This window comes from Rhodobacterales bacterium HKCCA1288, from assembly GCA_015693905.1.
Taxonomy (GTDB): domain Bacteria; phylum Pseudomonadota; class Alphaproteobacteria; order Rhodobacterales; family Rhodobacteraceae; genus M30B80.
Genome location: CP065161.1, coordinates 899,168 through 920,160, shown reverse-complemented (window position 1 = coordinate 920,160; position 20,993 = coordinate 899,168). Strand labels below are relative to the sequence as shown.

At 56.5% G+C, this 20,993-nt stretch carries 17 protein-coding genes; 15 read left to right on the top strand and 2 right to left on the bottom strand.

What is annotated here, in order from left to right:
- The first annotated feature begins 133 nt into the window (after nucleotides 1-133).
- The 4 genes from I3V23_04490 to I3V23_04475 all read left to right on the top strand — a co-directional run bounded on the left by I3V23_04490 (nucleotide 134) and on the right by I3V23_04475 (nucleotide 2,149).
- Complete coding sequence (locus I3V23_04490) at nucleotides 134-637, top strand: EF-hand domain-containing protein (GenBank protein QPI86238.1); 504 nt, start codon at nucleotides 134-136, stop codon at nucleotides 635-637.
- Nucleotides 638-724: 87 nt separating this feature from the next.
- Nucleotides 725-1,315 carry an RNA polymerase sigma factor gene (locus tag I3V23_04485; GenBank protein ID QPI86237.1) on the top strand — a complete coding sequence of 197 codons (591 nt, stop codon included), beginning with the start codon at nucleotides 725-727 and terminating at the stop codon, nucleotides 1,313-1,315.
- A complete protein-coding gene (locus I3V23_04480) occupies nucleotides 1,305-1,670 on the top strand; it encodes a dihydroorotate dehydrogenase (protein QPI86236.1) in 366 nt (121 codons plus the stop codon). Before I3V23_04485 ends, I3V23_04480 begins: the two co-directional genes overlap by 11 nt.
- Nucleotides 1,670-2,149: a periplasmic heavy metal sensor gene (locus I3V23_04475; GenBank protein ID QPI86235.1), complete on the top strand. Its 480-nt coding sequence runs from the start codon at nucleotides 1,670-1,672 to the stop codon at nucleotides 2,147-2,149. Before I3V23_04480 ends, I3V23_04475 begins: the two co-directional genes overlap by 1 nt.
- Here the strand turns inward: I3V23_04475 and I3V23_04470 are convergent.
- Entirely contained in the window at nucleotides 2,146-3,942 is a 1,797-nt protein-coding gene (locus tag I3V23_04470) for an ABC transporter ATP-binding protein (GenBank protein ID QPI86234.1), read from the bottom strand. The two genes, I3V23_04475 and I3V23_04470, sit on opposite strands and share 4 nt — an antisense overlap.
- Before the next feature lie 294 nt (nucleotides 3,943-4,236).
- Between I3V23_04470 and I3V23_04465 the strand changes: the two genes are divergently transcribed.
- The 10 genes from I3V23_04465 (at nucleotide 4,237) to I3V23_04420 (ending at nucleotide 16,674) form a co-directional block, all read left to right on the top strand.
- Nucleotides 4,237-5,334, top strand: a complete 1,098-nt coding sequence (locus I3V23_04465) for an ABC transporter ATP-binding protein (protein ID QPI86233.1) — start codon at nucleotides 4,237-4,239, stop codon at nucleotides 5,332-5,334.
- 80 nt (nucleotides 5,335-5,414) lie between these two features.
- The gene (locus I3V23_04460) at nucleotides 5,415-6,536 is read left to right on the top strand and encodes an extracellular solute-binding protein (GenBank protein ID QPI86232.1); all 1,122 of its coding nucleotides are present in this window, start codon (nucleotides 5,415-5,417) and stop codon (nucleotides 6,534-6,536) included.
- Nucleotides 6,537-6,701: 165 nt separating this feature from the next.
- Entirely contained in the window at nucleotides 6,702-8,369 is a 1,668-nt protein-coding gene (locus tag I3V23_04455) for an ABC transporter permease (protein QPI86231.1), read from the top strand.
- A 4-nt stretch (nucleotides 8,370-8,373) separates the two neighbouring features.
- The gene (locus I3V23_04450) at nucleotides 8,374-9,594 is read left to right on the top strand and encodes an ABC transporter permease (protein QPI86230.1); all 1,221 of its coding nucleotides are present in this window, start codon (nucleotides 8,374-8,376) and stop codon (nucleotides 9,592-9,594) included.
- Between the two features lie 104 nt (nucleotides 9,595-9,698).
- Nucleotides 9,699-10,589, top strand: coding sequence for a LysR family transcriptional regulator (locus tag I3V23_04445; protein QPI86229.1), 891 nt, complete (start codon nucleotides 9,699-9,701; stop codon nucleotides 10,587-10,589).
- Nucleotides 10,590-10,716: 127 nt separating this feature from the next.
- Entirely contained in the window at nucleotides 10,717-11,193 is a 477-nt protein-coding gene (locus I3V23_04440; GenBank protein ID QPI86228.1) for a formate dehydrogenase subunit gamma, read from the top strand.
- Entirely contained in the window at nucleotides 11,190-12,716 is a 1,527-nt protein-coding gene (locus I3V23_04435) for an NADH-quinone oxidoreductase subunit NuoF (GenBank protein ID QPI86227.1), read from the top strand. The genes I3V23_04440 and I3V23_04435 overlap by 4 nt, the downstream gene beginning before the upstream one ends.
- Nucleotides 12,717-12,730: 14 nt before the next feature.
- The gene (gene fdhF / locus I3V23_04430) at nucleotides 12,731-15,628 is read left to right on the top strand and encodes a formate dehydrogenase subunit alpha (protein ID QPI86226.1); all 2,898 of its coding nucleotides are present in this window, start codon (nucleotides 12,731-12,733) and stop codon (nucleotides 15,626-15,628) included.
- Between the two features lie 2 nt (nucleotides 15,629-15,630).
- Nucleotides 15,631-16,440 (top strand): formate dehydrogenase accessory sulfurtransferase FdhD, encoded by an 810-nt coding sequence (fdhD, locus tag I3V23_04425; GenBank protein QPI86225.1) that lies wholly within the window; start codon nucleotides 15,631-15,633, stop codon nucleotides 16,438-16,440.
- A 6-nt stretch (nucleotides 16,441-16,446) separates the two neighbouring features.
- Entirely contained in the window at nucleotides 16,447-16,674 is a 228-nt protein-coding gene (locus I3V23_04420; protein QPI86224.1) for a formate dehydrogenase subunit delta, read from the top strand.
- Here I3V23_04420 and I3V23_04415 read toward each other — a convergent pair.
- Nucleotides 16,662-17,678, bottom strand: a complete 1,017-nt coding sequence (locus tag I3V23_04415) for a hypothetical protein (protein QPI86223.1) — start codon at nucleotides 17,676-17,678, stop codon at nucleotides 16,662-16,664. The two genes, I3V23_04420 and I3V23_04415, sit on opposite strands and share 13 nt — an antisense overlap.
- Before the next feature lie 428 nt (nucleotides 17,679-18,106).
- On the opposite strand from I3V23_04415, the gene I3V23_04410 reads away from it, so the two are divergent.
- Entirely contained in the window at nucleotides 18,107-20,992 is a 2,886-nt protein-coding gene (locus I3V23_04410; protein QPI86222.1) for a monovalent cation/H+ antiporter subunit A, read from the top strand.
- Nucleotide 20,993 lies beyond the last annotated feature (1 nt).

The following is a 20,993-nucleotide window of genomic DNA, read 5'->3' as shown; positions in this document are numbered from 1 at the left end:
AAAGGGGCGGGCCGTTTTGACGCGGGTCAAAAGAGAGCTGCAAAAAAATGTGACGGAAACTGCGGGCGAGCGCGTGAAAGGAATAGATCGGCGGATGGATGGGCCATTTGCCACAAGATCAGGAGTTATTGAGATGAGCACATTCAAACTTTTCACTTTGGGCTTGGCCCTGCCTTTGGGTCTTGCTGCGCAAATGGTAACCGCCGCCCCAATGGCGCAGGCCGATGCAGACGCGATATTTGCCGCCCTAGATGCGGATCGCAATGGTCAGGTCACGGCTGAGGAATTGGCGCGTATGCCAGAGGCGCGATTTGCGGCCCAAGACACCAACGGGGATGGCATGTTGGACGCCCAAGAATTGAGTGCCTCCCTTCAGGCCCGCATGGCGGATCGCGTGGATCGTATGATTGGCGATCTCGATTTGGATGGCGATGGGCTTTTGTCGCAATCTGAAATGATGGGTGGCCGCGACCAACATGAGGGGCGCGGTGAGCCAAATTTTAATCGGATGTTGTCGCGCATGGACAGCAATGGGGATGGCAGCATCAGCCTTGAGGAATTCTCGGCCATGTCCCAAATGCGCGGCGGCCATGAGCGCGGTGCAGGTGCCCGTGAAGGGCGTGGCCATCGCGGCTAAGGCGCAATCAGACGCGGCTGCCCCTCTCCCTTGGCAGTCGCGTGCTTGAATGCAATAGTTGCAGTAGATTGCGGCGGCGAGGGCAGCGTGCAAAGACCACCAAAGGCAGCATCAGAAGATGATCATCTGATGGCCCGCTTCGCCAAGGGCGATGCGGCAGCGGCGCGGGATTTGGCCGCGCGGCATCTGCCCCGCATTCTGTCGCATGCGCGCCGTGTTTTGGGGGATCAGGCCGAGGCCGAAGATGTCGCGCAAGAGGTGATGATGCGCATCTGGCGCATTGCCCCTGACTGGGACGCAGGCCGCGCAAAACTGAGCACTTGGGCGCATCAGGTGACAGCGAACCTATGTATTGATCGCTTGCGCAAGCAGACCCGCCGCGCCGCGCCCACCCTTGATACGGATGCGGTTGAACAAATCGAGGATCATGCGGCGTCAGTGCCCGCGCAAATGATGCAAAGGGCGCGGCTTGATGCGCTGGATGCGGCGCTTGCCACTTTGCCCGAGCGCCAAAGGCAGGCGGTGGTATTGCGCCACATCGAAGGGTTATCAAATGGTGAGATTGCCCAAATTCTGGATATTACGATTGAGGCGGTCGAAAGTTTGACCGCACGCGGCAAAAGGGCATTGAGCGCCCATTTGGCCAAGGAAAAGGAGGCATTGGGTTATGCGCAATGAACAGGCAGACCTAGATCTGGATGATCTTTTCGCCGAAGCGCGCGCGGCTGATGCGCCAAGTGATGCGCTCATGGCGCGGGTCTTGGCGGATGCACAGAACGTGCAAAGACAAACCCACCACGTCCGTGAGGATACGCTCTCGCGTCTATCCAATCTGATTGACCGCCTATTTGGGGGCTGGTCGGTTGTCTCAGGTGCGGCGATGGCGGGAATCGCGGGGCTGCTGTTTGGGGTGGGTCTTTCGACCTTGAACCCCGATATGACCTTAAGTTTGCAAGAGGCCAGCGGATGGGCCAGCACATCGGTTTCTGATTTTGGGGATCCTTGGGCTTTGGCCGATTTGGGAGGTGAGTGATGGATGAGATGATGACAACCCCGAAACCCCAAGCGCCGCGGGGCATGAAGATCGTTCTTGGTGTCTCTCTGGCGATTAATTTGGCGATTGCGGGCGCGGTTCTAGGGGCGGTGGTCTTGCATCGCGGCCCAGACGGCGAAGGCCCGCGTGAGCGGATCAACGCCGTGCGCAGTTTGGGGCCATTGGCGGGTGAATTGAACCGCGATGAAATGCGGATGTTGATCGGGCGCATGGGTGGGCGCGAAGGGATGGGCGCCGCGCGCCGTGGGATCGGGGCGGCCAATCTGCAGGTTGAGGCTGCGTTGCGCGCAACCCCCTTTGTGCCTGATGCGTTGATGCAGGCCCTGTCTGAGCAGCGCGGCTATCTTGGCGCCATGCAGGAAAGCGGGCATCGTGCCTTGGTTGATTTGATCGCGGATATGCCGCCTGAACGCCGTGCGGCCTTGGCCGATGAATTGGCCGAAGGGCGCAGGCGCTAGAGATCGGCACTCATCCCTGCGGATTGCAATTCAACAAGACGCGCGTAAATGCCGCCCCTTTGCATCAGGCTGTCATGGGTGCCTTCTTCGACAACATGGCCTTTATCCATGACCACAATCTTATCGGCATCGCGAATGGTGGACAGCCGATGCGCAATTACAAGTGTCGTGCGCCCTTGCGACAGGCGCGATAGGGCAGTTTGCACCAATTTTTCAGATTGCGTGTCGAGGGCCGATGTGGGTTCATCCAACAGCAAAATCGGCGCATCTTTCAGCATCGCGCGGGCGATGGCCACGCGCTGACGTTGGCCGCCCGACAGGGACGAGCCGCGCGGGCCAACAGCCGTTTCCAACCCTGCGGGCAGGGATTTGGCAAATTCCATCACAGCGGCGTTTTCTGCGGCTTTGGCCACATCGGCGCTGTCAGCATTAAGCCGCCCCATGCGGATATTATCTTCGATGCTTTCATCGAACAGCGCCGTGTCTTGGCCTACAACCGCGATCATGTCACGCAAGGCGGCCAGATCAGCCTCGGTGGTCGCAACACTGCCAATGCGCACTTTGCCTGCCACTGGATCAATCAAGCGTGTTAGCAAGGCAAACAGCGTGGTTTTCCCCGCGCCTGATGGCCCCACAATCGCGGTTGTCTGCCCCTCTTTGGCGGTGAAGGTCAGATCATGCAGAACGGGCATGTCGCCATAGGAGAATTCGACATTCTCAAAGCAGATATCGCCAGAACTCAGCGGGGCAGGGTGGGCAGGGCTAAGAACGGTGGGGCGCAGATCAAGCATGGAATAGATCCGCTCTAGCGAGGCTGCGGCGGCCTGAAGGCTGCCTGCGATATTTGACAGACGTTTGAGCGGGTCGAACATCAGCGAAAGCGCGGTGATAAAGGACATGAAATCCCCCACCGATTTATCGCCTGTCACAATGGCGGTGGCCCCAAACAATGTGACCGAAACAAACCCAATGCCCGACATGAGGTCGATCAACGAGGGGTTCGCGGATTGGCCTGCACTCGAGCGGATCTGTTGCTTGAGGTATTGCTTGACGCTGCGCTCAAACCGCCCGCGCTCATGCGCCTCAAGGCGGTTGACCTTGATGGATTGAATGCCGTGAAACATTTCGTCCAGCCGCGTGGTCAGGGTCGCGGCAGCCTCGCGCGCGGCAAATGCGGTGCGGCGGATTTGCTTGAGCAGCAGGGTCATGGGCACGATCATCAAAGGCAGCCCAACCAAGGCCACCAGTGACCATTGCCAATCATTTGAGAACATCACAAAGGACAAAGCCACAAGCGAAACTAAATCACGCCCAAAGGAGAGAAGGACACTTGTCGCCGCAGATTGCAGCGTCTGGCTGTCCCCGCGCACGCGTTCGATCAATTCACCTGGGGGGTGTCGCGTAAAGACGGCACCATCAAGCGTCAAAAGATGCTCGACCAGGCGTGTTTGCAATGCGGTTGTCACTTTCAGGCCAAGCGCCGACATAATGACGCGCTGCACAAAGCCCGCAACGGCGCGGAACAGGAACAAAAACCAGATGACCGTTACCACTTTCCAAAGCCCATCCAAGGATTGTGCGGCAAAAAGTTCATCGAAGAGAGGGCGCACCATCCATGCAAATGCACCAAGTGCGGCGCCTTCAAGGCTCATCAAGATCAGTGCGAATGTCAGGGCGGGCCAATATTTGAGGACATGCTCGCGCCACAGGCGGATCACAAGTCGAGACGAGCGCAGGTCAACCCCATTTGGGGCCTTGGTCTGCGAATCTGATGCGGGGCTTGGGTCTGACATGCGTCTCCAAATCTGCGAAAAATTACGCATTCTGCTAAAGAATGCTTAGCAAATCATCATCCGCCCTGATTAGGCTATGCCGCCCCTGCAAACAAGCACCCGCTATGTATGGGGTCATATTTCCTGAATCCGCCATTGTTTTCGGGCCGATGTCTTTTCTGAGGTGCAAAGCGGCGTTTTCAGGACGGTTTTGCACTAATTTCTGTTAATTGGTTGTCATCTAAGGCTCAGGCTGTTTAGCTTAGGGCAATTGAATGCGGGGCTACACCGCAACCACAACGGGAGTTCGACACTTTGTTCGACACAGCAAAAGACGCGTTTGTCGCTTTTGAGCATGTCCAGAAAAGTTACGATGGCGAAACGCTGGTCGTAAAAGATCTTAATCTTCAGATCGGTCAGGGCGAATTTCTAACGATGCTTGGGCCTTCGGGATCGGGCAAAACGACCTGCCTGATGATGCTTGCAGGTTTCGAGACAGCCACCCATGGCGAGATTCTGTTGCAGGGTCGTCCGATCAACAACATTCCGCCCCATAAGCGCGGCATTGGGATGGTGTTCCAGAATTACGCTTTGTTCCCGCATATGTCGGTTGCAGAAAACCTTGCCTTCCCTTTGGAAGTGCGCGGCATGGGCAAATCAGAGCGCGAAGGAAAGATCAAACGCGCGCTTGATATGGTGCAGATGGGGGATTTCGGCGGTCGCCGCCCCGCGCAGCTTTCGGGCGGGCAGCAACAGCGTATCGCCTTGGCGCGGGCCTTGGTGTTCGAGCCTGAGCTTGTTTTGATGGACGAACCTTTGGGGGCGCTCGACAAGCAATTGCGCGAACATATGCAATTTGAAATCACCAATCTGGCGCATCAGTTGGGCATCACCACAGTTTATGTGACCCATGACCAGACCGAAGCCCTGACCATGTCGGATCGTGTCGCGGTGTTTGATGATGGCCGTATCCAACAGCTTGATCCGCCTGATGTTCTCTATGAACAGCCGCAAAACAGCTTTGTGGCGCAGTTTATTGGCGAAAATAATACGCTTTCGGGTGTGGTGACGAAAATCTCAGGCGATCGCTGCGTTGTGAAGCTGGACAGCGGTGACGAAATTGACGCGCGTCCTGTAAACGTCTCGGCCGTGGGGGATCGCACCACTGTTTCCATCCGTCCCGAGCGGGTGGAAATGGACAAGCGCCGCCTTTCGCCTGACGCGCATACGCTGAAAGGCGAGGTTCTCGAATTTATTTACATGGGCGATATTTTCCGCACGCGCCTGCGCGTGGCCGGGTCGGATGACTTCATCATCAAGACCCGCAACGCCCCCGATCAAAAACGACTCACACCTGGCACCCAGATTGAAATAGGATGGCTGCCTGACGATTGCCGCGCGCTTGATGCTTAAGCGCATGGCCTAAGCTGCCACCTTCGCCTGGAGGGTGGCCATGCATAAGACTATACCAGGTAACAACACGGGAGACTGACATGAAACTGTCAAAAACACTTCTGGCAACTTCTGCACTCGGCGTCGCCGCAGCAGGTTTGGCCTATGCGGGCGGCCATATGGCCACTGGCACATTTACCTTCGTAAGCTGGGGCGGTGCCTATCAGGCCAGCCAAACCAACGCTTACACGGATCCATACACCGCGAATAACCCTGATGTTCAGGTCGTTTGGGACGAAAGCTCGAACGAAGCGGTGGCAAAACTGCGCGCGATGAACGAAGCGGGCAACCTGACATGGGACTTGGTTGACGTTGTGGCATCGGACGCGCTGCGTCTGTGTGACGAAGGCCTCGCCATGGAAATCGATCCTGATGAGATGCTTGCACCTGCGCCCGATGGCACACCCGCAAGCGAAGATTTCGGTGACCTTTTGGTTGGCGATTGCTTCATCCCACAGATCGTTTACTCCACCACCTTCGGCTATCGCACCGACATGGTGCCTGATGGTGTAGAGCCTCCAAATGACATCTGTGATGTGTTCGATCTCGAAACATATCCTGGCATGCGTTCGCTTGAGAGCCGCCCAATCAACAACATGGAATGGGCCTTGCTTTGTGACGGCGTTGCAAAGGCAGACGTCTATGACGTTCTGGCCACTGATGAAGGTCAAGAGCGGGCATTGGCCAAGCTCGACACCATCCGCGACAGCGTGATCTGGTGGAACGCAGGCGCCGATACGCCACAGCTTTTGGCGGATGGCGAAGTCTTTATCGGTTCGACCTATAATGGCCGTCTATTCTCGGCCATCGTTGAGCAGAACCAGCCAATCGGCATGATGTGGGACGCACAGGTATTCGACCTTGATGGTTGGATCATCCCAGCAGGTCTGCCCGAAGATCGTCTGGCCCGCGTGATGGACTTCGTCTATTTCGCAACCGACACGCAGCGTCTGGCAGATCAGGCCGCCTACATCTCCTATGGCCCTGCACGTCTGTCCTCTGCGCCACTGGTTGGCAACCATGCAGAGCTTGGCATCGAAATGGCACCACATATGCCAACCGATCCAAACAATGCACAGAACACGTTCCTCTATAACTACGAGTTCTGGGCGGATTATCGCGATGATATTGACGCGAAATTCCAAGCATGGCTGGCTCAGTAATCTGAGCTGAATTTGGGGCGGGGCCGCGATCAAACGCGGCCCCCTCTCAACCATCGGGTAGCCCCATGAGGGCAAGGGTCTAGTCAGACCTAACGCGCGTGAAACCGCGACACGGCCCGACCAAATTCATGACGATTGAAGATAGAAACGACTGACGGGGACAGGATGAGCGACACCACCAATTCAGGCCCGATGCTGGCGGCGGATGGAACCCCCCTCAAGACGAGCCTCGCCCGTGCCCTCAGACGTCAAAAGCTGCGTGCGCTGATATTGATTGCGCCCCTTTTGGCCTTTGTTGTTTTGACATTTGTTGTCCCGATCGGCTCGATGTTGTTTCGATCGGTAGAAAACCAAATTGTATCTGGCACGCTTCCCGAAACGGTTGAAGCGCTTGACTCTTGGGACGGCCAAGACGGCACCTTGCCAGATGAGACCGTGTTCCAAGCCTTATTTTTCGACATTTTCCGCGCTGCCGAGGCCAAGGAACATACCAAACTTGGCTCGCGCCTAAATTATGAACGCACGGGCCTATCCTCGATGTTCCGCACCACAGGGCGGGGCGTTGATGATATTGGCGAGGTTTTTCAAGATTGGCTTGAAGATGCAGATCCTGCCTTCAAGGATGGGATCACATGGTATGAGATGCTGTCTGGCACAGGCGGCGAAGATGTGATCGAAGCCCGCCGGGCCCTCTGGGCGAATATGGTGGGCGAGGGGTTTGCAGGCGATATTGAGTTTACCCTATCGGGTGAGATGGCAGCACTTCTGCCCCAAACCGCCGCCGCCTATAGTGACTGGGCCATCTATACCGCCATTGCGGATGAGGATGTGGTTTCCGAAGAAGACCCATGGGAGGCAGTATATGCGGCCTTGGCGCTTGATCTGGCGCGCGCTGATACAGTGTCCGCGCTGGCCTCATACACAGGGGCGGGCGCAGGCCCATTGGCCAATGCGATTGCAGCCCTGCCAAGCTTGCCGCAAATTGATTTCCGCGCCGCATTCATCGAAGAAAATGATGGATGGGGCGATACGGAAAACTGGCAAACGATCAAGATTTACAGCCCTGATTACACCACAGGCTATTTCCTCAACGCGATTGATATGGAAAAGGGGCTTGAGGGTGTGAATGCCCGCCCTGAAAGCCAGCAGCTTTATATCAAACTGTTCATTCGTACGATGATCATGTCCTTGATCATCACGGGTTCCTGTATCCTTTTGGGCTATCCCGTGGCGTGGCTTTTGGCCAACCTGCCCGTGCGCAGCGCCAATGTATTGATGATCCTTGTTCTTCTGCCGTTCTGGACATCGCTCTTGGTGCGCACCAGTGCGTGGAAAGTGCTGCTGCAACAGCAAGGCGTGATCAATGAAATCCTTGTCTGGCTTGGATTTGTCGATGATGCAAACCGCCTGATTTTGATGAATAACTCGACAGGCACGATCATTGCGATGACGCATATTTTGCTGCCCTTTATGATTTTGCCGCTTTATTCGGTGATGAAAACCATTCCGTCGTCTTATCTTCGCGCGGCCAAAAGTCTTGGCGCGACCAATTGGACAGCGTTCTGGCGGGTCTATTTCCCACAATCTGTTCCAGGGATTGGGGCGGGGTCGATCCTCGTGTTCATCTTGGCGATTGGCTATTACATCACGCCTGAAATCGTGGGTGGCACAGATGGTGTCTTTATCTCAAACCGCATTGCCTATCATATTTCATCCTCGCTCAACTGGGGCTTGGCGGCGGCTTTGGGGTCGATCCTTCTGGCCTTGGTCTTGGCGCTGTATTGGCTTTATGACCGCATTGTCGGCATTGATAACGTGAAATTGGGGGGCTGAGATTATGGCTCAATCGCTGAAACTTACGCTCAAGCGCCCCTCCCTTTGGGGGTTCACGGCACCCCTGACTGCGGCTGTGTCAGCGGCCTTTGGCTATATCGCAGGCACATCCTTTGGAAATCCGCTCATGGGAATTGTTGCGGGCGCTGTCATTGGGGCCGTATTGGCAGCCTTGCTGCACCCTATGGCTGAAAAGCGGATGATGGCGCGCCTTGGTGTGATTGCGATCTTCTTTGCCGCGGGTCTTTTCGCCACCAATTTGGGAGGCGGGATCGCAGCAGGCCTTGTGGGCGCGGTTCTGTCATGGTTCGTCTTCTGGATCGACACAGGCGATTATCGCAAAGGCGTGCCGATTTATTACACAGGCGGGCAGACCCTTTGGCATAACAGTTTCCTGTTTATCTGTGGGCTGATCTTCTTCTTTCTGATCGCCCCGCTTTTCCCCGTGATGTGGCTGTCGTTTAACGCGCAGGATTTCTTTACCTTCACGCCCGAAATGCTGGCCTTTGACCCCGAGGGGTATTCGCTGAAGCATTACCGCGATTTCCTGACCACGGATGAGTGGATGCAGCCGCTGAAAAACTCGCTGATCATTGCGCCGATTGCGACTGTTATCTCGGTTAGTCTTGGCACATTGGCGGCCATCGGTTTGTCGCAATCACATGTGCCTGGGCGTCAAACCATCATGGCGGTTTTGATCTCGCCCATGATCGTGCCTTTGATCATCTCAGCGACAGGGATGTTCTTTTTCTACGCCCCTCTTGGTAATTGGTTGGAACTGACCTTGGGTCTGAACAAGTCCTTCGTGGGATATGTGAAAGTGATCTTGGCGCATGCCGTTTTGGGCGTGCCCTTTGTGATCATCACAGTGACCGCCACGCTTGTTGGCTTCGATCGGTCGCTGACGCGGGCGGCGGCGAATATGGGCGCCAACCCTGTGACCACCTTCTTCCGTGTGCAGATGCCGCTGATTTTGCCGGGTGTTATCTCAGGCGGTCTGTTCGCCTTTATCACCTCGTTTGACGAGGTTGTCGTGGTGCTGTTTGTTGGTTCAGCGCAGCAGCAGACCCTGCCTTGGCAGATGTTCACGGGCCTCCGCGAACAAATCTCGCCAACGATTTTGGCGGCGGCCACGATCCTTGTGACCATCTCTATCCTGCTTTTGACCACAGTCGAACTTTTGCGCCGCAGATCAGAGCGCCTGAGGGGCCTCAGCCCAAGCTGATTGGCGCAAGATCACATCATTAAGGCCGCATTGGATATGCCGATGCGGCCTTTTTTTTGATCTGATATTGCGATAGAATTTGTGGAAATTGATAGGACGTGCCTATGATCCAAAAATTGGAAATGCTGCTTGCTTTGGCCAAAACCCAACACTTTGGCCGTGCGGCTGAATTGTTGGGGGTTACTCAGCCAAGCCTGTCCTCAGGGATCAAGCAACTGGAAGACCAGCTTGGGGTGAAGCTGGTGCAGCGCGGGTCACGCTTTGGCGGTCTGACCCCTGAGGGGCAACGCGCATTGGAGTGGGCGCGGCGTATCGTGGGCGATAGCCGCCAATTGCGTGAAGAAATGCGTTATAGCCGCGAGGGGTTATCGGGCCATTTGCGCCTTGCGGTGATCCCGACCGCATTGACCGAAGCCGCGCGTCTGGTCAGCCGCTTTTCGCGCGCGCATCCCAATGTCAGTTTTTCTATTCTGTCCCGTTCGTCCGCCGAAATCCTCAAGCTGTTGGAAAATCTCGATGCAGATGCGGGTGTGACCTATTTGGACAATGAGCCTTTGGGACGCATGGTGAGCACGGGGCTCTATCGTGAAAATTACGCGGTTCTGTGCCGATCAGATCACCCTTTTGCGGCACAGACCCGAGTGGCATGGGCCGCGCTCGAGGGGATGAGCCTGAGCCTCCTGACCCCTGATATGCAAAATCGGCGGATCTTGAACCGCAATTTCGCGGCGCATGGTCTCGAGCCAAAATCGGTTGTCGAAAGCAATTCGACCATTGTTCTGGTGAGCCATGTGATCGAGGCAGGTGCGCTGACAGTTTTGCCGCAACCCATGGCGCAGTTCCTTGCCATTGGCCATGATCTGCGGGTGATCCCGTTGGAAGATGGGGCGCTGCGCCCTGAGGTGGGTTTGATCGCCCCCCATCAAGAGCCTTATACCCCCGTTTTCCGAAGCCTTTTACGCGTTGCGCGCGAGATGGCGGGCGAGGCTAATTGATAGATTTTGCCTATCGTTTGACGAAATACTGATATTGAATCGGAATTATACCTCGGGCATTGGTCGGGCATCGCGCGCGCGCTTAAGCGTGGATGTGCGCGATCCTCACGACCAAAGGATGACGGCCATGCCCCGCGACCATGCTGATGCGAATGATCAAGACATCACGGCGATTGTGATGCGCCATATGGGGATGGAGGGGCCTCTGCTGCCCATGCTGCATGCCTTACAAGAGGAATTTGGGTATATTCCTGAAGCGGCCCGCCCGATCATTTGCGATGCGCTCAACATCACAGGCGCGGAATTGCACGGGGTGATCAGCTTTTATCATGATTTTCGCACAGCGCCGTCCGCGCGGCACAGCTTGAAAATCTGCCGCGCTGAGGCCTGTCAGGCTGTTGGCGGCAAGGCGCTGTCTGATCGCATTCTGGCGATGCTTGGACTGGATTGGGGGCAGGCGCGCGCCGATGGGAAATTGGTGGTTGAGCCTGTCTATTGTCTGGGCCTATGCGCCTGTGCGCCTGCGGCTATGCTGGATGGCAAATTGATCGGTCGCGCCACCGAAGAAAAAATCAGCAAAACCTTGTCGGAGGCGGGCCTATGAAAAAGATTTACATCCCCCGCGATGCCGCCGCCAAGGCGCTTGGGTCTGATGAGGTTGCGGCTGCTTTGGCCGATGCGCTTATGGCGCGTGGGGAAGAGGCGCAGATCATCCGCAACGGAAGTCGCGGGATGATCTGGCTAGAACCTCTGGTCGAGATCGAAGAAAATGGCACCCGTTTGGCTTACGGCCCGATTGCCGCGGATCAAGTCGAGGATCTTCTGGCAGGCAAGATCGAGACGCTCGGCCCTGTCGAAGATATTCCGTTTTTTGCCAAGCAAAACCGTCTGACTTTTGCGCGCTGCGGTTTGATTGATCCGCTCAGCTTGTCGGATTACCGCGCTCACGGTGGCCTTGTGGGACTGTCTCGTGCCTCTGCCATGTGTGCCGCTGACATTGTCGCAGAGGTGATCGCCTCTGGATTGCGCGGGCGTGGTGGTGCAGGCTTCCCGACTGGGATCAAGTGGAAAACTGTCTCAGAGGCGGCAGGCCCTCAGAAATACATCGTTTGCAACGCAGACGAGGGGGATAGCGGAACCTTCGCGGATCGGATGATCATGGAAGGGGATCCTTTCTGCTTGATTGAAGGCATGGCGATTGCAGGTCTGGCCACAGGGGCCACGCGCGGGTTTGTATATATCCGTTCCGAATATCCCGATGCGATTGAAGTGATGGAACAGGCGGTCACCATCGCCCGTGCCGAAGGCGTTTTGGGTGACGATGTGTTGGGATCAGGCAAAGCCTTTGATCTTGAGATCCGTGTGGGGGCAGGGGCCTATGTTTGCGGCGAAGAGACATCGCTTTTGAATAGCCTTGAGGGCAAACGCGGTGTTGTGCGCGCCAAGCCGCCGCTGCCCGCCTTAGAGGGTTTTCTAGGGCGGCCAACCGTTGTGAATAACGTCCTGTCCTTGGCAACGATCCCCGTGATTTTCGAAAAAGGTGCGGCGCATTATGCCAGTTTCGGCCTTGGTCGATCTAAAGGGACGATGCCAATCCAGATTGCAGGCAACGTTGCCCGTGGCGGGTTGTTTGAAACCGCCTTTGGGATGCCTTTGGGCGAATTGGTCAACGAGATTGCAGGCGGCACCGCTACGGGGCGGCCCGTCAAAGCGGTTCAGGTGGGCGGCCCCTTGGGTGCCTATATGCCCCCGTCCAAATTCGACACGCCTTTTGCCTATGAGGAATTTGATGGGCAAGGTGGGCTAATCGGGCATGCGGGCGTGGTCGTCTTTGACGACAGCGCCGACATGGTTCAGATGGCGCGGTTTGCGATGGAATTCTGCGCGGTGGAATCTTGCGGGAAATGCACGCCCTGCCGCATTGGGGCAAGACGCGGGGTGGAAACCATCGAGCGCATTGCCGCGGGGGATGCGACCGCAATCCCCTTGTTGACCGATCTATGCGAGACGATGAAAGACGGCTCGCTCTGCGCGCTTGGCGGGTTCACGCCTTACCCGGTCATGTCGGCGCTTCAGAATTTTCCAGATGAATTTGGGGCCACCCCCGCCAATCAGGCCGCGGAATAGGAGGGTTTTGATCCATGAAAGATTTTATCATTCCTTGGGATGACCGCGACATGGGAACGCCCGCTAAGACGGGCGCGCCTGTCAGTCTGACGATTGATGGTGTGGCGGTTACTGTGCCAGAGGGCACAAGCGTTATGCGCGCCGCAGCCGAGGCGGGGTTGTCGATCCCCAAGCTCTGCGCCACAGACAGCCTTGAGGCCTTTGGCTCTTGCCGTTTATGCGTTGTCGAAATTGAGGGGCGGCGCGGCACGCCCGCCTCCTGCACGACACCCGTGGCCGAAGGTATGGTGGTTCATACCCAAAACGCCAAGCTGCACAAACTGCGCCGCGGGGTGATGGAATTGTATATCAGCGATCACCCGCTTGATTGTTTGACATGTGCCGCCAATGGCGATTGCGAATTGCAGGACATGGCGGGCGCGGTTGGATTGCGCGATGTGCGCTATAGTGCGACCGAAGGGGCGACTATCGCCAACCATTTCACCGCGCGTGACACCAATGGGGATCTCAACCCCGAATATTTACCCAAGGATGAAAGCAATCCTTATTTCACCTATGACCCCTCCAAATGTATCGTTTGCAACCGCTGTGTTCGGGCCTGCGAGGAAGTGCAAGGCACGTTTGCCCTGACCATCGAAGGGCGCGGGTTTGACAGCCGTGTATCTGCGGGCGGCCCGTTGGATGATTTCCTCAGTTCGGATTGCGTGTCATGCGGTGCTTGCGTGCAGGCCTGTCCAACGGCAACCTTGCAGGAAAAATCTGTCATCGAATTGGGCACGCCGCAACGCTCGGTCGTGACCACATGCGCCTATTGCGGTGTGGGCTGTTCGTTCAAAGCAGAATTGAATGGCGATCAATTGGTGCGGATGGTGCCCTATAAACATGGCAAGGCCAATCGCGGGCATTCTTGCGTGAAGGGGCGCTTTGCCTATGGCTATGCCACCCATAAAGACCGCATTTTGAACCCGATGATCCGCGATGACATCTCCGAGCCATGGCGTGAAGTGTCATGGGAGGAGGCGCTTGGCTTCGCCGCGCAAAAACTGCGGGGCATTCAGGCGAAGTATGGCCAGAAATCCATCGGCGTGATCACCTCAAGCCGTTGCACGAACGAAGAAACCTTCCTTGTGCAAAAATTGGCGCGTGCGGTGTTCGGCAATAACAACACCGACACTTGTGCGCGGGTCTGTCATTCGCCAACCGGTTATGGCTTGGGCCAGACCTTTGGCACATCGGCAGGGACGCAAGATTTTGACTCGGTCGCACATGCGGATGTGGTTGTCGTGATTGGGGCCAACCCAACCGATGGCCACCCCGTTTTCGCAAGCCGTCTGAAAAAGCGCCTGCGCCAAGGGGCAAAGCTGATCGTGATCGACCCACGCCGCATTGATCTGGTGAAATCCGCCCATATCAAGGCCGCGCATCACCTGCCGTTGAAACCAGGCACCAATGTGGCGGTTGTTACGGCCATGGCCCATGTGATTGTCACCGAAGGTCTTGCGAACGAGGCCTATATCCGCGAGCGCTGCGATTGGGATGAGTTCGAGGATTACGCAGAATTTATTTCTGACCCGCGCCATAGCCCCGAGGCGGTTGAGGCCTTGACGGGTGTGCCTGCTGCGGAACTCAGCGCCGCAGCGCGCCTATATGCAACGGGCGGTAATGGGGCGATTTATTACGGCTTGGGTGTCACGGAGCATTCCCAAGGCTCGACCACAGTGATGGGGATCGCCAATTTGGCGATGCTTACGGGCAATGTGGGCCGCGAAGGGGTGGGTGTGAACCCGCTGCGTGGGCAAAATAACGTGCAAGGCTCGTGTGATATGGGGTCTTTCCCGCATGAATTGCCGGGCTATCGCCATGTCAAAAACGCCGATGTGCGCGCTATTTTTGAACAAGCTTGGGGTGTTGAGATTGACCCAGAGCCGGGCCTGCGCATTCCCAATATGTTGGATGCGGCAGTGGCGGGTAAGTTTAAAGGGCTTTACTGCCAAGGCGAAGATATCCTTCAGTCTGACCCAGATACCAAACATGTCGCGGCAGGCTTGGCCGCGATGGACTGCGTGATCGTGCATGATCTTTTCTTGAACGAAACTGCGAATTACGCCCATGTTTTCTTGCCTGGCTCAACCTTCCTTGAGAAAGATGGCACCTTCACCAATGCTGAGCGCCGCATCAACCGCGTGCGCGAAGTCATGGCGCCAAAGGCAGGGATGGCTGATTGGGAAGTAACGCAAGCCTTGGCCAATGCCATGGGGGCTGGGTGGAACTATACGCACCCGTCTCAAATCATGGAGGAAATTGCCGCCACCACCCCAAGCTTTGCTGGCGTTGATTATGCGGTGCTTGAGGAAAAAGGCAGCGTGCAATGGCCGTGCAATGAGGCAAACCCAGAGGGCACGCCATTGATGCATGTCGATGGGTTTGTGCGTGGCAAGGGGCGCTTTATTCTGACTGAATATGTTGCCACCGATGAGCGCACAGGGCCGCGCTTCCCGCTTTTGCTGACCACAGGGCGTATCTTGAGCCAGTATAATGTGGGGGCGCAGACACGGCGCACGGAAAACACCGTCTGGCATGAGGAGGATGTGTTGGAAATCCATCCCCATGACGCAGAAACACGCGGGATCAAGGAGGGCGATTACGTCAAGCTGGCCTCGCGGTCAGGCGAGACATCCCTGCGCGCCAAGATCACTGATCGCGTCAGCCCAGGTGTGGTCTATACAACCTTCCACCACCCGCAGACGCAGGCCAATGTGATCACCACCGATTTCTCGGATTGGGCCACGAATTGCCCTGAATATAAGGTGACAGCGGTACAAGTGTCGCAATCAAATGGCCCGACTGAATGGCAAGAAAGCTATGAGGCGCAGGCCAAGGCGGCGCGGCGTATCCTGCCAGCGGCGGAATAGCCATGGCTGCGGCCCCCTTGGCGCGCGCGGTGGTAAAAGCCACCCGTGACGGCCTGACGTCCGAAGATCGTGCCTTGGCCGAAGAATGCCCTGTGGCCATGGTCTTTGATGGGGGCACGCAAGCGGTCATGATGGCCACCCCGCGTGATCTCGAAGATTTCGCGCGGGGCTTTGCCAAGACCGAAGGCTTTATCGCAAGCGATGCCGATATTCGCGAGATTGAGATTGTCCGCCACGAGGCGGGTGAAGGCATTGAAGCGCGGCTTTGGTTTGATGCCGCGCAATCGCAGGCCTTGCAGGCGCGGCGGCGCTCGATGATGGGCCCTGTGGGATGTGGGCTGTGTGGTATTGACAGCCTTGCGCAAGCGATGCGGGATATCGCGCCCTTACCGCACGATATAGCCCCTTTGCCCCTCACCCCGCTTTTGGGCGCGGCGGAGGCCTTGCGGGGGCACCAACCTTTGCACGATGAAACCCATGCGGTTCACGCGGCGGGTTTTTTTCAGCCCTCACAGGGCATTGTCTTGGCGCGCGAGGATGTCGGGCGGCACAATGCGCTTGATAAGCTGATCGGCGCGATGGGGGCGGCACATATTGATCCGACTGCGGGCGCGATTGTGATCACCAGCCGCGTCTCGGTTGAGATGGTGCAAAAAACCGTTATCGCAGGCGCGCCCGTGCTGATCGCGGTTTCCGCACCAACCGCGTTGGCCTTGGATGTTGCAGATCAGGCGGGTCTGTGCGTGGCGGCATTGGCGCGCAAAGGTCAATTTGAAATTTTCACGCATCCCGAGCGGATAGAACAAGGATAGATCACTATGGCATCGGATAAGCTGATTACGATGGCGAACCAGATCGCCACATTTTTCGAAAGCCAAAAAGGCGATGACTTGGCCGAACGTGTTGCGGCCCATCTGAACGATTTTTGGGGGCCAGAGATGCGCGCTGATTTCGCGCATCTGGTGAGTGACCCGTCACAGGCTGGCCGATTGCATCCGTTGGCACGCGATGCTGTGGCATTGTTGCGTCTGCCTCAAGACGTTTGATCATCCTCTGCTGCGAGGTCAGAGGTAAGATCAAGTTTTGATGCGGGCGAAAAGCCGCCATCAATGAAATCTTCGCGGTCAATATAGTCTTTGATCTGGTCATAGCTTTGCACCAGATTGCTTGACCACCCTTCAAGAAAGCGCAGGCGGCGCCGCTCTCTATGCGGTTGAAACCCATTATTGCGGATCATCTGCAAATCTTGTTCGCGTTCTTCATAGGTGAGAAAGGCGGTGATTTCGGTCAGATATTTCACATCAAAAAAGCCGATATTATCTGACCATGGTTTCCGCCCGCCCAAGAAATTCACAAGCTGTAAGGGTCGCATCGCACCAATAATGGCCATTTGTTCCGTCATCGGCCAATTCCATCTTGGCGCAAGCTCTTGCCAACGATCCGCGAAGGCCACGTTCAAGGCGCTGAAACTTGTGCCGCCCTCGCTGCGTAAATCGGCAATTGCGGCTTGCCCGATGCCCGTTTCTGAAAATTGCGCGGCATCCACAAGCAGCAAAGCAGGGCTGAGCGCCCGTTCACACCCCGCAGGCATGCGATCTTTGAACGGGGCAGGGATTTTGTCGCTCTCTGCCAATGTCCATGATGAGATATGGCGCACAGCTGCCGCTGGGGCGGTGAAGGGATAAGAGAACAGCGCATCAAACCCATCCCCTAAGGCAAAGCTGAACTTATCGACAAACAGCACCTTGCTGTGAATCCGCGTCAACGTCTCAAGCGCGAAGAGAACAAGGAAACTTTCCCGCGCGGGGTTTGGGGCGCCATCGGGGCCATCGGGGGCAAATTCGTCCAAATCAAAGACATCTTCGCAGCGGATCAAGGTGGCGTAACGCTTGATCATAGCGGATGTGCTGGCCGAGAGGGCGCGGTCGGTAAACACATAATAGACGCAGCTGCGCGTATCTGTGCGCTGACGCAACTGCGACATCAAAAAGGCAGCATTCCATCCCGAAGCTTCATCGCAACAGGTCAAAATTGCGTGTTTCGCGCTCATAGCTGTAGGTTGCATGGTCGATGCACTGGCCTTTTGGTAATCCCCGAGTTTAGCAGGGCAAGTCAGACCATATCGGACAGAATATCTCAAGCCCTGTGGCAGCCAATCCTTCCGAAATCCTACATAAATGAGCCGCCCACCTCTTGCAGAACCATATCTCGGGCTCTAGATCACCTCACAGAAAGTTGAGACCACCGAAGAAGGCAAAAGGAACGGGCAGCGGTCAGTGTGACCTTCCCATTATGCGCTCATGGCAGGTTGGCGCAGGTTGGGGCGATATCTTGGCGTTTTTCACGCGCATTCTCTATCGGACGCAGAAAATGCGCCGTTAATTGGGTGTCAGATATTGACCTTTCCCGCAAAGCCTTTGCAGATTGAGACAGCATAATCGCGCATCACCCAAGATGCGCCTAGAACAGGGAAGTAACATGAGCAGCGCAGGCCAGATATTGCCTATCATTGCCATTTTACCGTTTTTGGGCGCCTTGGTGCCGGGGTTGATGATCCGCGCGGGGCGCAATGCTTGCGCCACATTTACCGCGATCCCCACGGCTTTGGCGCTTATTATGTTGGGCACGCTTGCCCCTGCGGTATTTCGTGGCGAGGTTTTGACCTATTCCATCCCTTGGCTGCCTGCCATGGGTTTGGAGATGGCATTCTTCCTTGATGGTTTGGGCCTGATGTTTGCGGGCATGATCTTGGGCGTGGGCCTGTTGATCACGCTTTATGCGCGGTTCTACCTGTCGGACAAAGACCCGATGGGCCAGTTTTACACCTATCTTCTGCTGTTCCAAGGCGCGATGCTCGGCATCGTTTTGTCTGACAATATCCTGCTTTTGCTGATTTTCTGGGAGTTGACCTCGCTCTCCTCCTTCTTGCTGATTGGCTATTGGAAACACCTGCCCGAAGGTCGCCAAGGCGCGCGTATGGCTTTGGCTGTCACGGGTGCGGGTGGTTTGGCCATGATCGGGGGATTGGTCATTTTGGGCCAGATTGCAGGCAGCTATAACCTGACGGATATTTTGCAGGCAGGCGATGCGATCCGCGCTTCCGACTGGTATTTGCCCGCGCTGATTTTGATCTTGCTTGGCGCCTTTACAAAATCCGCGCAGTTCCCCTTCCATTTCTGGCTGCCCCACGCGATGGCTGCGCCCACACCTGTGTCAGCCTATCTGCATTCGGCAACCATGGTGAAGGCGGGCATTTTCCTGATGGCGCGGATGTGGCCCGTTTTGGCAGGCACGCCTGAGTGGTTCTACATCGTGGCCACGACAGGTTTGATCACGATGGTGATGGCCGCGAAAATCGCACTGTTCAAAGATGACCTAAAGGCATTGTTGGCTTTCTCGACTGTCAGCCATTTGGGCCTTTTGACCTTGCTCTTGGGGATGGGCACGAAATTTGCCGCTGTTGCGGCGGTGTTTCATATCCTCAACCACCTGACCTTTAAGGCCGCTTTGTTCATGAGCGTGGGGATTGTCGACCATGAAACCCATACCCGCGATATCAAGCGACTTGGCGGTTTGCGTCACCTGATGCCCATCACCGCGGTGATTGCGGTGATTGGGTCGTTGTCTATGGCAGGGATCCCGCTTTTCAACGGATTCTTGTCCAAGGAAATGATGCTTGAGGCGGCGGTGCATACCCCTTGGGCGGGGGCGCATTGGGTGATGCCAGTATTCGCAACCTTGGGGGCATTATTCTCGGTCGCCTATTCATTCCGTTTGATCGTTCATGTCTTTTTTGGGCCAAAGCGGGATGACTATCCGCATATGCCGCATGATCCAGGATTTGGGATGTGGGCCGCGCCCGCCTTCTTGGTCGTTTTCGTTGTTTTGATCGGCCTCTTCCCTGCGCTGATTGCGGGGCCTTTGGTGGCCACGGCAGGGCAGGCGGTCATCGGCGGAGAGTTGCCCTATTACGCCCTCAAGATTTGGCATGGCTTCACGCCCGCCTTGTTTATGTCCATCGGCGCGGTGGTCGGTGGTTTGATCCTGCTCGCCCTGCATGACAAGCTTGAGCGTCTTTGGAACGCGGTGCCGCGCCCTGAGGCGAAAGTGATTTTTGATGCTCTCTATGGCGCGGTTCAGCGGGCCATGTCGGCCCTTAACGGGGCGTTGCACAATGGCGCGATCAGTCGCTATTTGGCAATCTTCGTGGTTGCCATTTTGGCGGCAGGCTACATCGCATATAGCGGCGCGGGTATCGGCCCTGTCACGCGCGAGGCTTTGCCAATCACCCCGATAGCCGCAGCGGGGTGGGTGGCCATGGTGATCGCAACGGCGCTTGTTGTCTTGAACCACCGCAAGCGGTTCTTGTCGCTGATTTTGATCAGTATTATCGGCCTGGGTGTCTCTGGTGCCTTTGTCTACCTCTCGGCGCCTGATCTGGCGCTGACGCAAATCTCGGTTGAGACGGTGACGATCTTGCTGTTGTTGATCGCGCTACATTTCTTGCCGAAATACACTCCGACCGAAAGCAGCCCCGCTTTGCGCATGCGCGATGGTGCGATTGCGATTGCGGCGGGTGTTGGGGTTGCGGCCTTGTCTATGGCGTTCCTCTTGCGGGATTTTTCGTCAATCTCGCATTACCACCTCGCCAATTCCAAAACCGGCGGCGGCGGCACCAATGTGGTAAACGTGATCTTGGTCGATTTTCGTGGCTACGACACCTATGGCGAGATCATCGTTCTGGGTATTGCGGGTCTGGTGATCTATGCATTGATGGAGGCGCTGCTCTCTGGCCCTGTGGGGCGGCGGTTGCGGCGCAACGCGAACCCTGATCGTGGGGATTTGTCGCGTGATCGTCACCCGTTGATGATGGTTGTCGCAACCCGCGTGATGCTGCCTATCGTGTTGATGGTCGGGGTCTACATGTTCTTGCGCGGCCATAACCAACCGGGTGGTGGCTTTGTTGCGGGGCTGATCGTGTCGATTGCGCTTTTGACGCAATATATGGCGTCAGGCTTTGCTTGGGCGCAGGAGCGGCAAAAATTCGAATATCACAGCTTGATTGGTTGGGGCGTGGTGATTGCAGGCATGACGGGGATGGGCGCGTGGCTTTCGGGCACGCCGTTCCTAACCTCTGCCTTTGGGTATTTCCATTTCCCGCCCATTGAGGAATTCGAACTGGCAACAGCGGCTCTTTTTGATCTGGGCGTCTTCTTGACGGTGCTGGGGGCGGTGATGCTGATGCTCTATTCCTTGGCTCGTATTGCCTTTACCAGCGGCGAGCGTGCCAATCCCGAACCAATGGATTTTGATCCCGCCCGCGCCGATGACACGGCGCAAGAGCAGACCGCGAAGGGGGTTTGAG

Excerpts from the sequence above, each read along its gene's own strand:
- I3V23_04470 (QPI86234.1), bottom strand. The coding sequence starts at position 3,942 with ATGTCAGACCCAAGCCCCGCATCAGATTCGCAGACCAAGGCCCCAAAT.
- I3V23_04460 (QPI86232.1), top strand. The coding sequence starts at position 5,415 with ATGAAACTGTCAAAAACACTTCTGGCAACTTCTGCACTCGGCGTCGCC.
- I3V23_04410 (QPI86222.1), top strand. The coding sequence starts at position 18,107 with ATGAGCAGCGCAGGCCAGATATTGCCTATCATTGCCATTTTACCGTTT.
- I3V23_04455 (QPI86231.1), top strand. The coding sequence starts at position 6,702 with ATGAGCGACACCACCAATTCAGGCCCGATGCTGGCGGCGGATGGAACC.
- I3V23_04450 (QPI86230.1), top strand. The coding sequence starts at position 8,374 with ATGGCTCAATCGCTGAAACTTACGCTCAAGCGCCCCTCCCTTTGGGGG.
- I3V23_04475 (QPI86235.1), top strand. The coding sequence starts at position 1,670 with ATGGATGAGATGATGACAACCCCGAAACCCCAAGCGCCGCGGGGCATG.
- I3V23_04435 (QPI86227.1), top strand. The coding sequence starts at position 11,190 with ATGAAAAAGATTTACATCCCCCGCGATGCCGCCGCCAAGGCGCTTGGG.
- fdhD (QPI86225.1), top strand. The coding sequence starts at position 15,631 with ATGGCTGCGGCCCCCTTGGCGCGCGCGGTGGTAAAAGCCACCCGTGAC.
- I3V23_04490 (QPI86238.1), top strand. The coding sequence starts at position 134 with ATGAGCACATTCAAACTTTTCACTTTGGGCTTGGCCCTGCCTTTGGGT.
- I3V23_04440 (QPI86228.1), top strand. The coding sequence starts at position 10,717 with ATGCCCCGCGACCATGCTGATGCGAATGATCAAGACATCACGGCGATT.
- fdhF (QPI86226.1), top strand. The coding sequence starts at position 12,731 with ATGAAAGATTTTATCATTCCTTGGGATGACCGCGACATGGGAACGCCC.
- I3V23_04480 (QPI86236.1), top strand. The coding sequence starts at position 1,305 with ATGCGCAATGAACAGGCAGACCTAGATCTGGATGATCTTTTCGCCGAA.
- I3V23_04420 (QPI86224.1), top strand. The coding sequence starts at position 16,447 with ATGGCATCGGATAAGCTGATTACGATGGCGAACCAGATCGCCACATTT.
- I3V23_04415 (QPI86223.1), bottom strand. The coding sequence starts at position 17,678 with ATGAGCGCGAAACACGCAATTTTGACCTGTTGCGATGAAGCTTCGGGA.
- I3V23_04445 (QPI86229.1), top strand. The coding sequence starts at position 9,699 with ATGATCCAAAAATTGGAAATGCTGCTTGCTTTGGCCAAAACCCAACAC.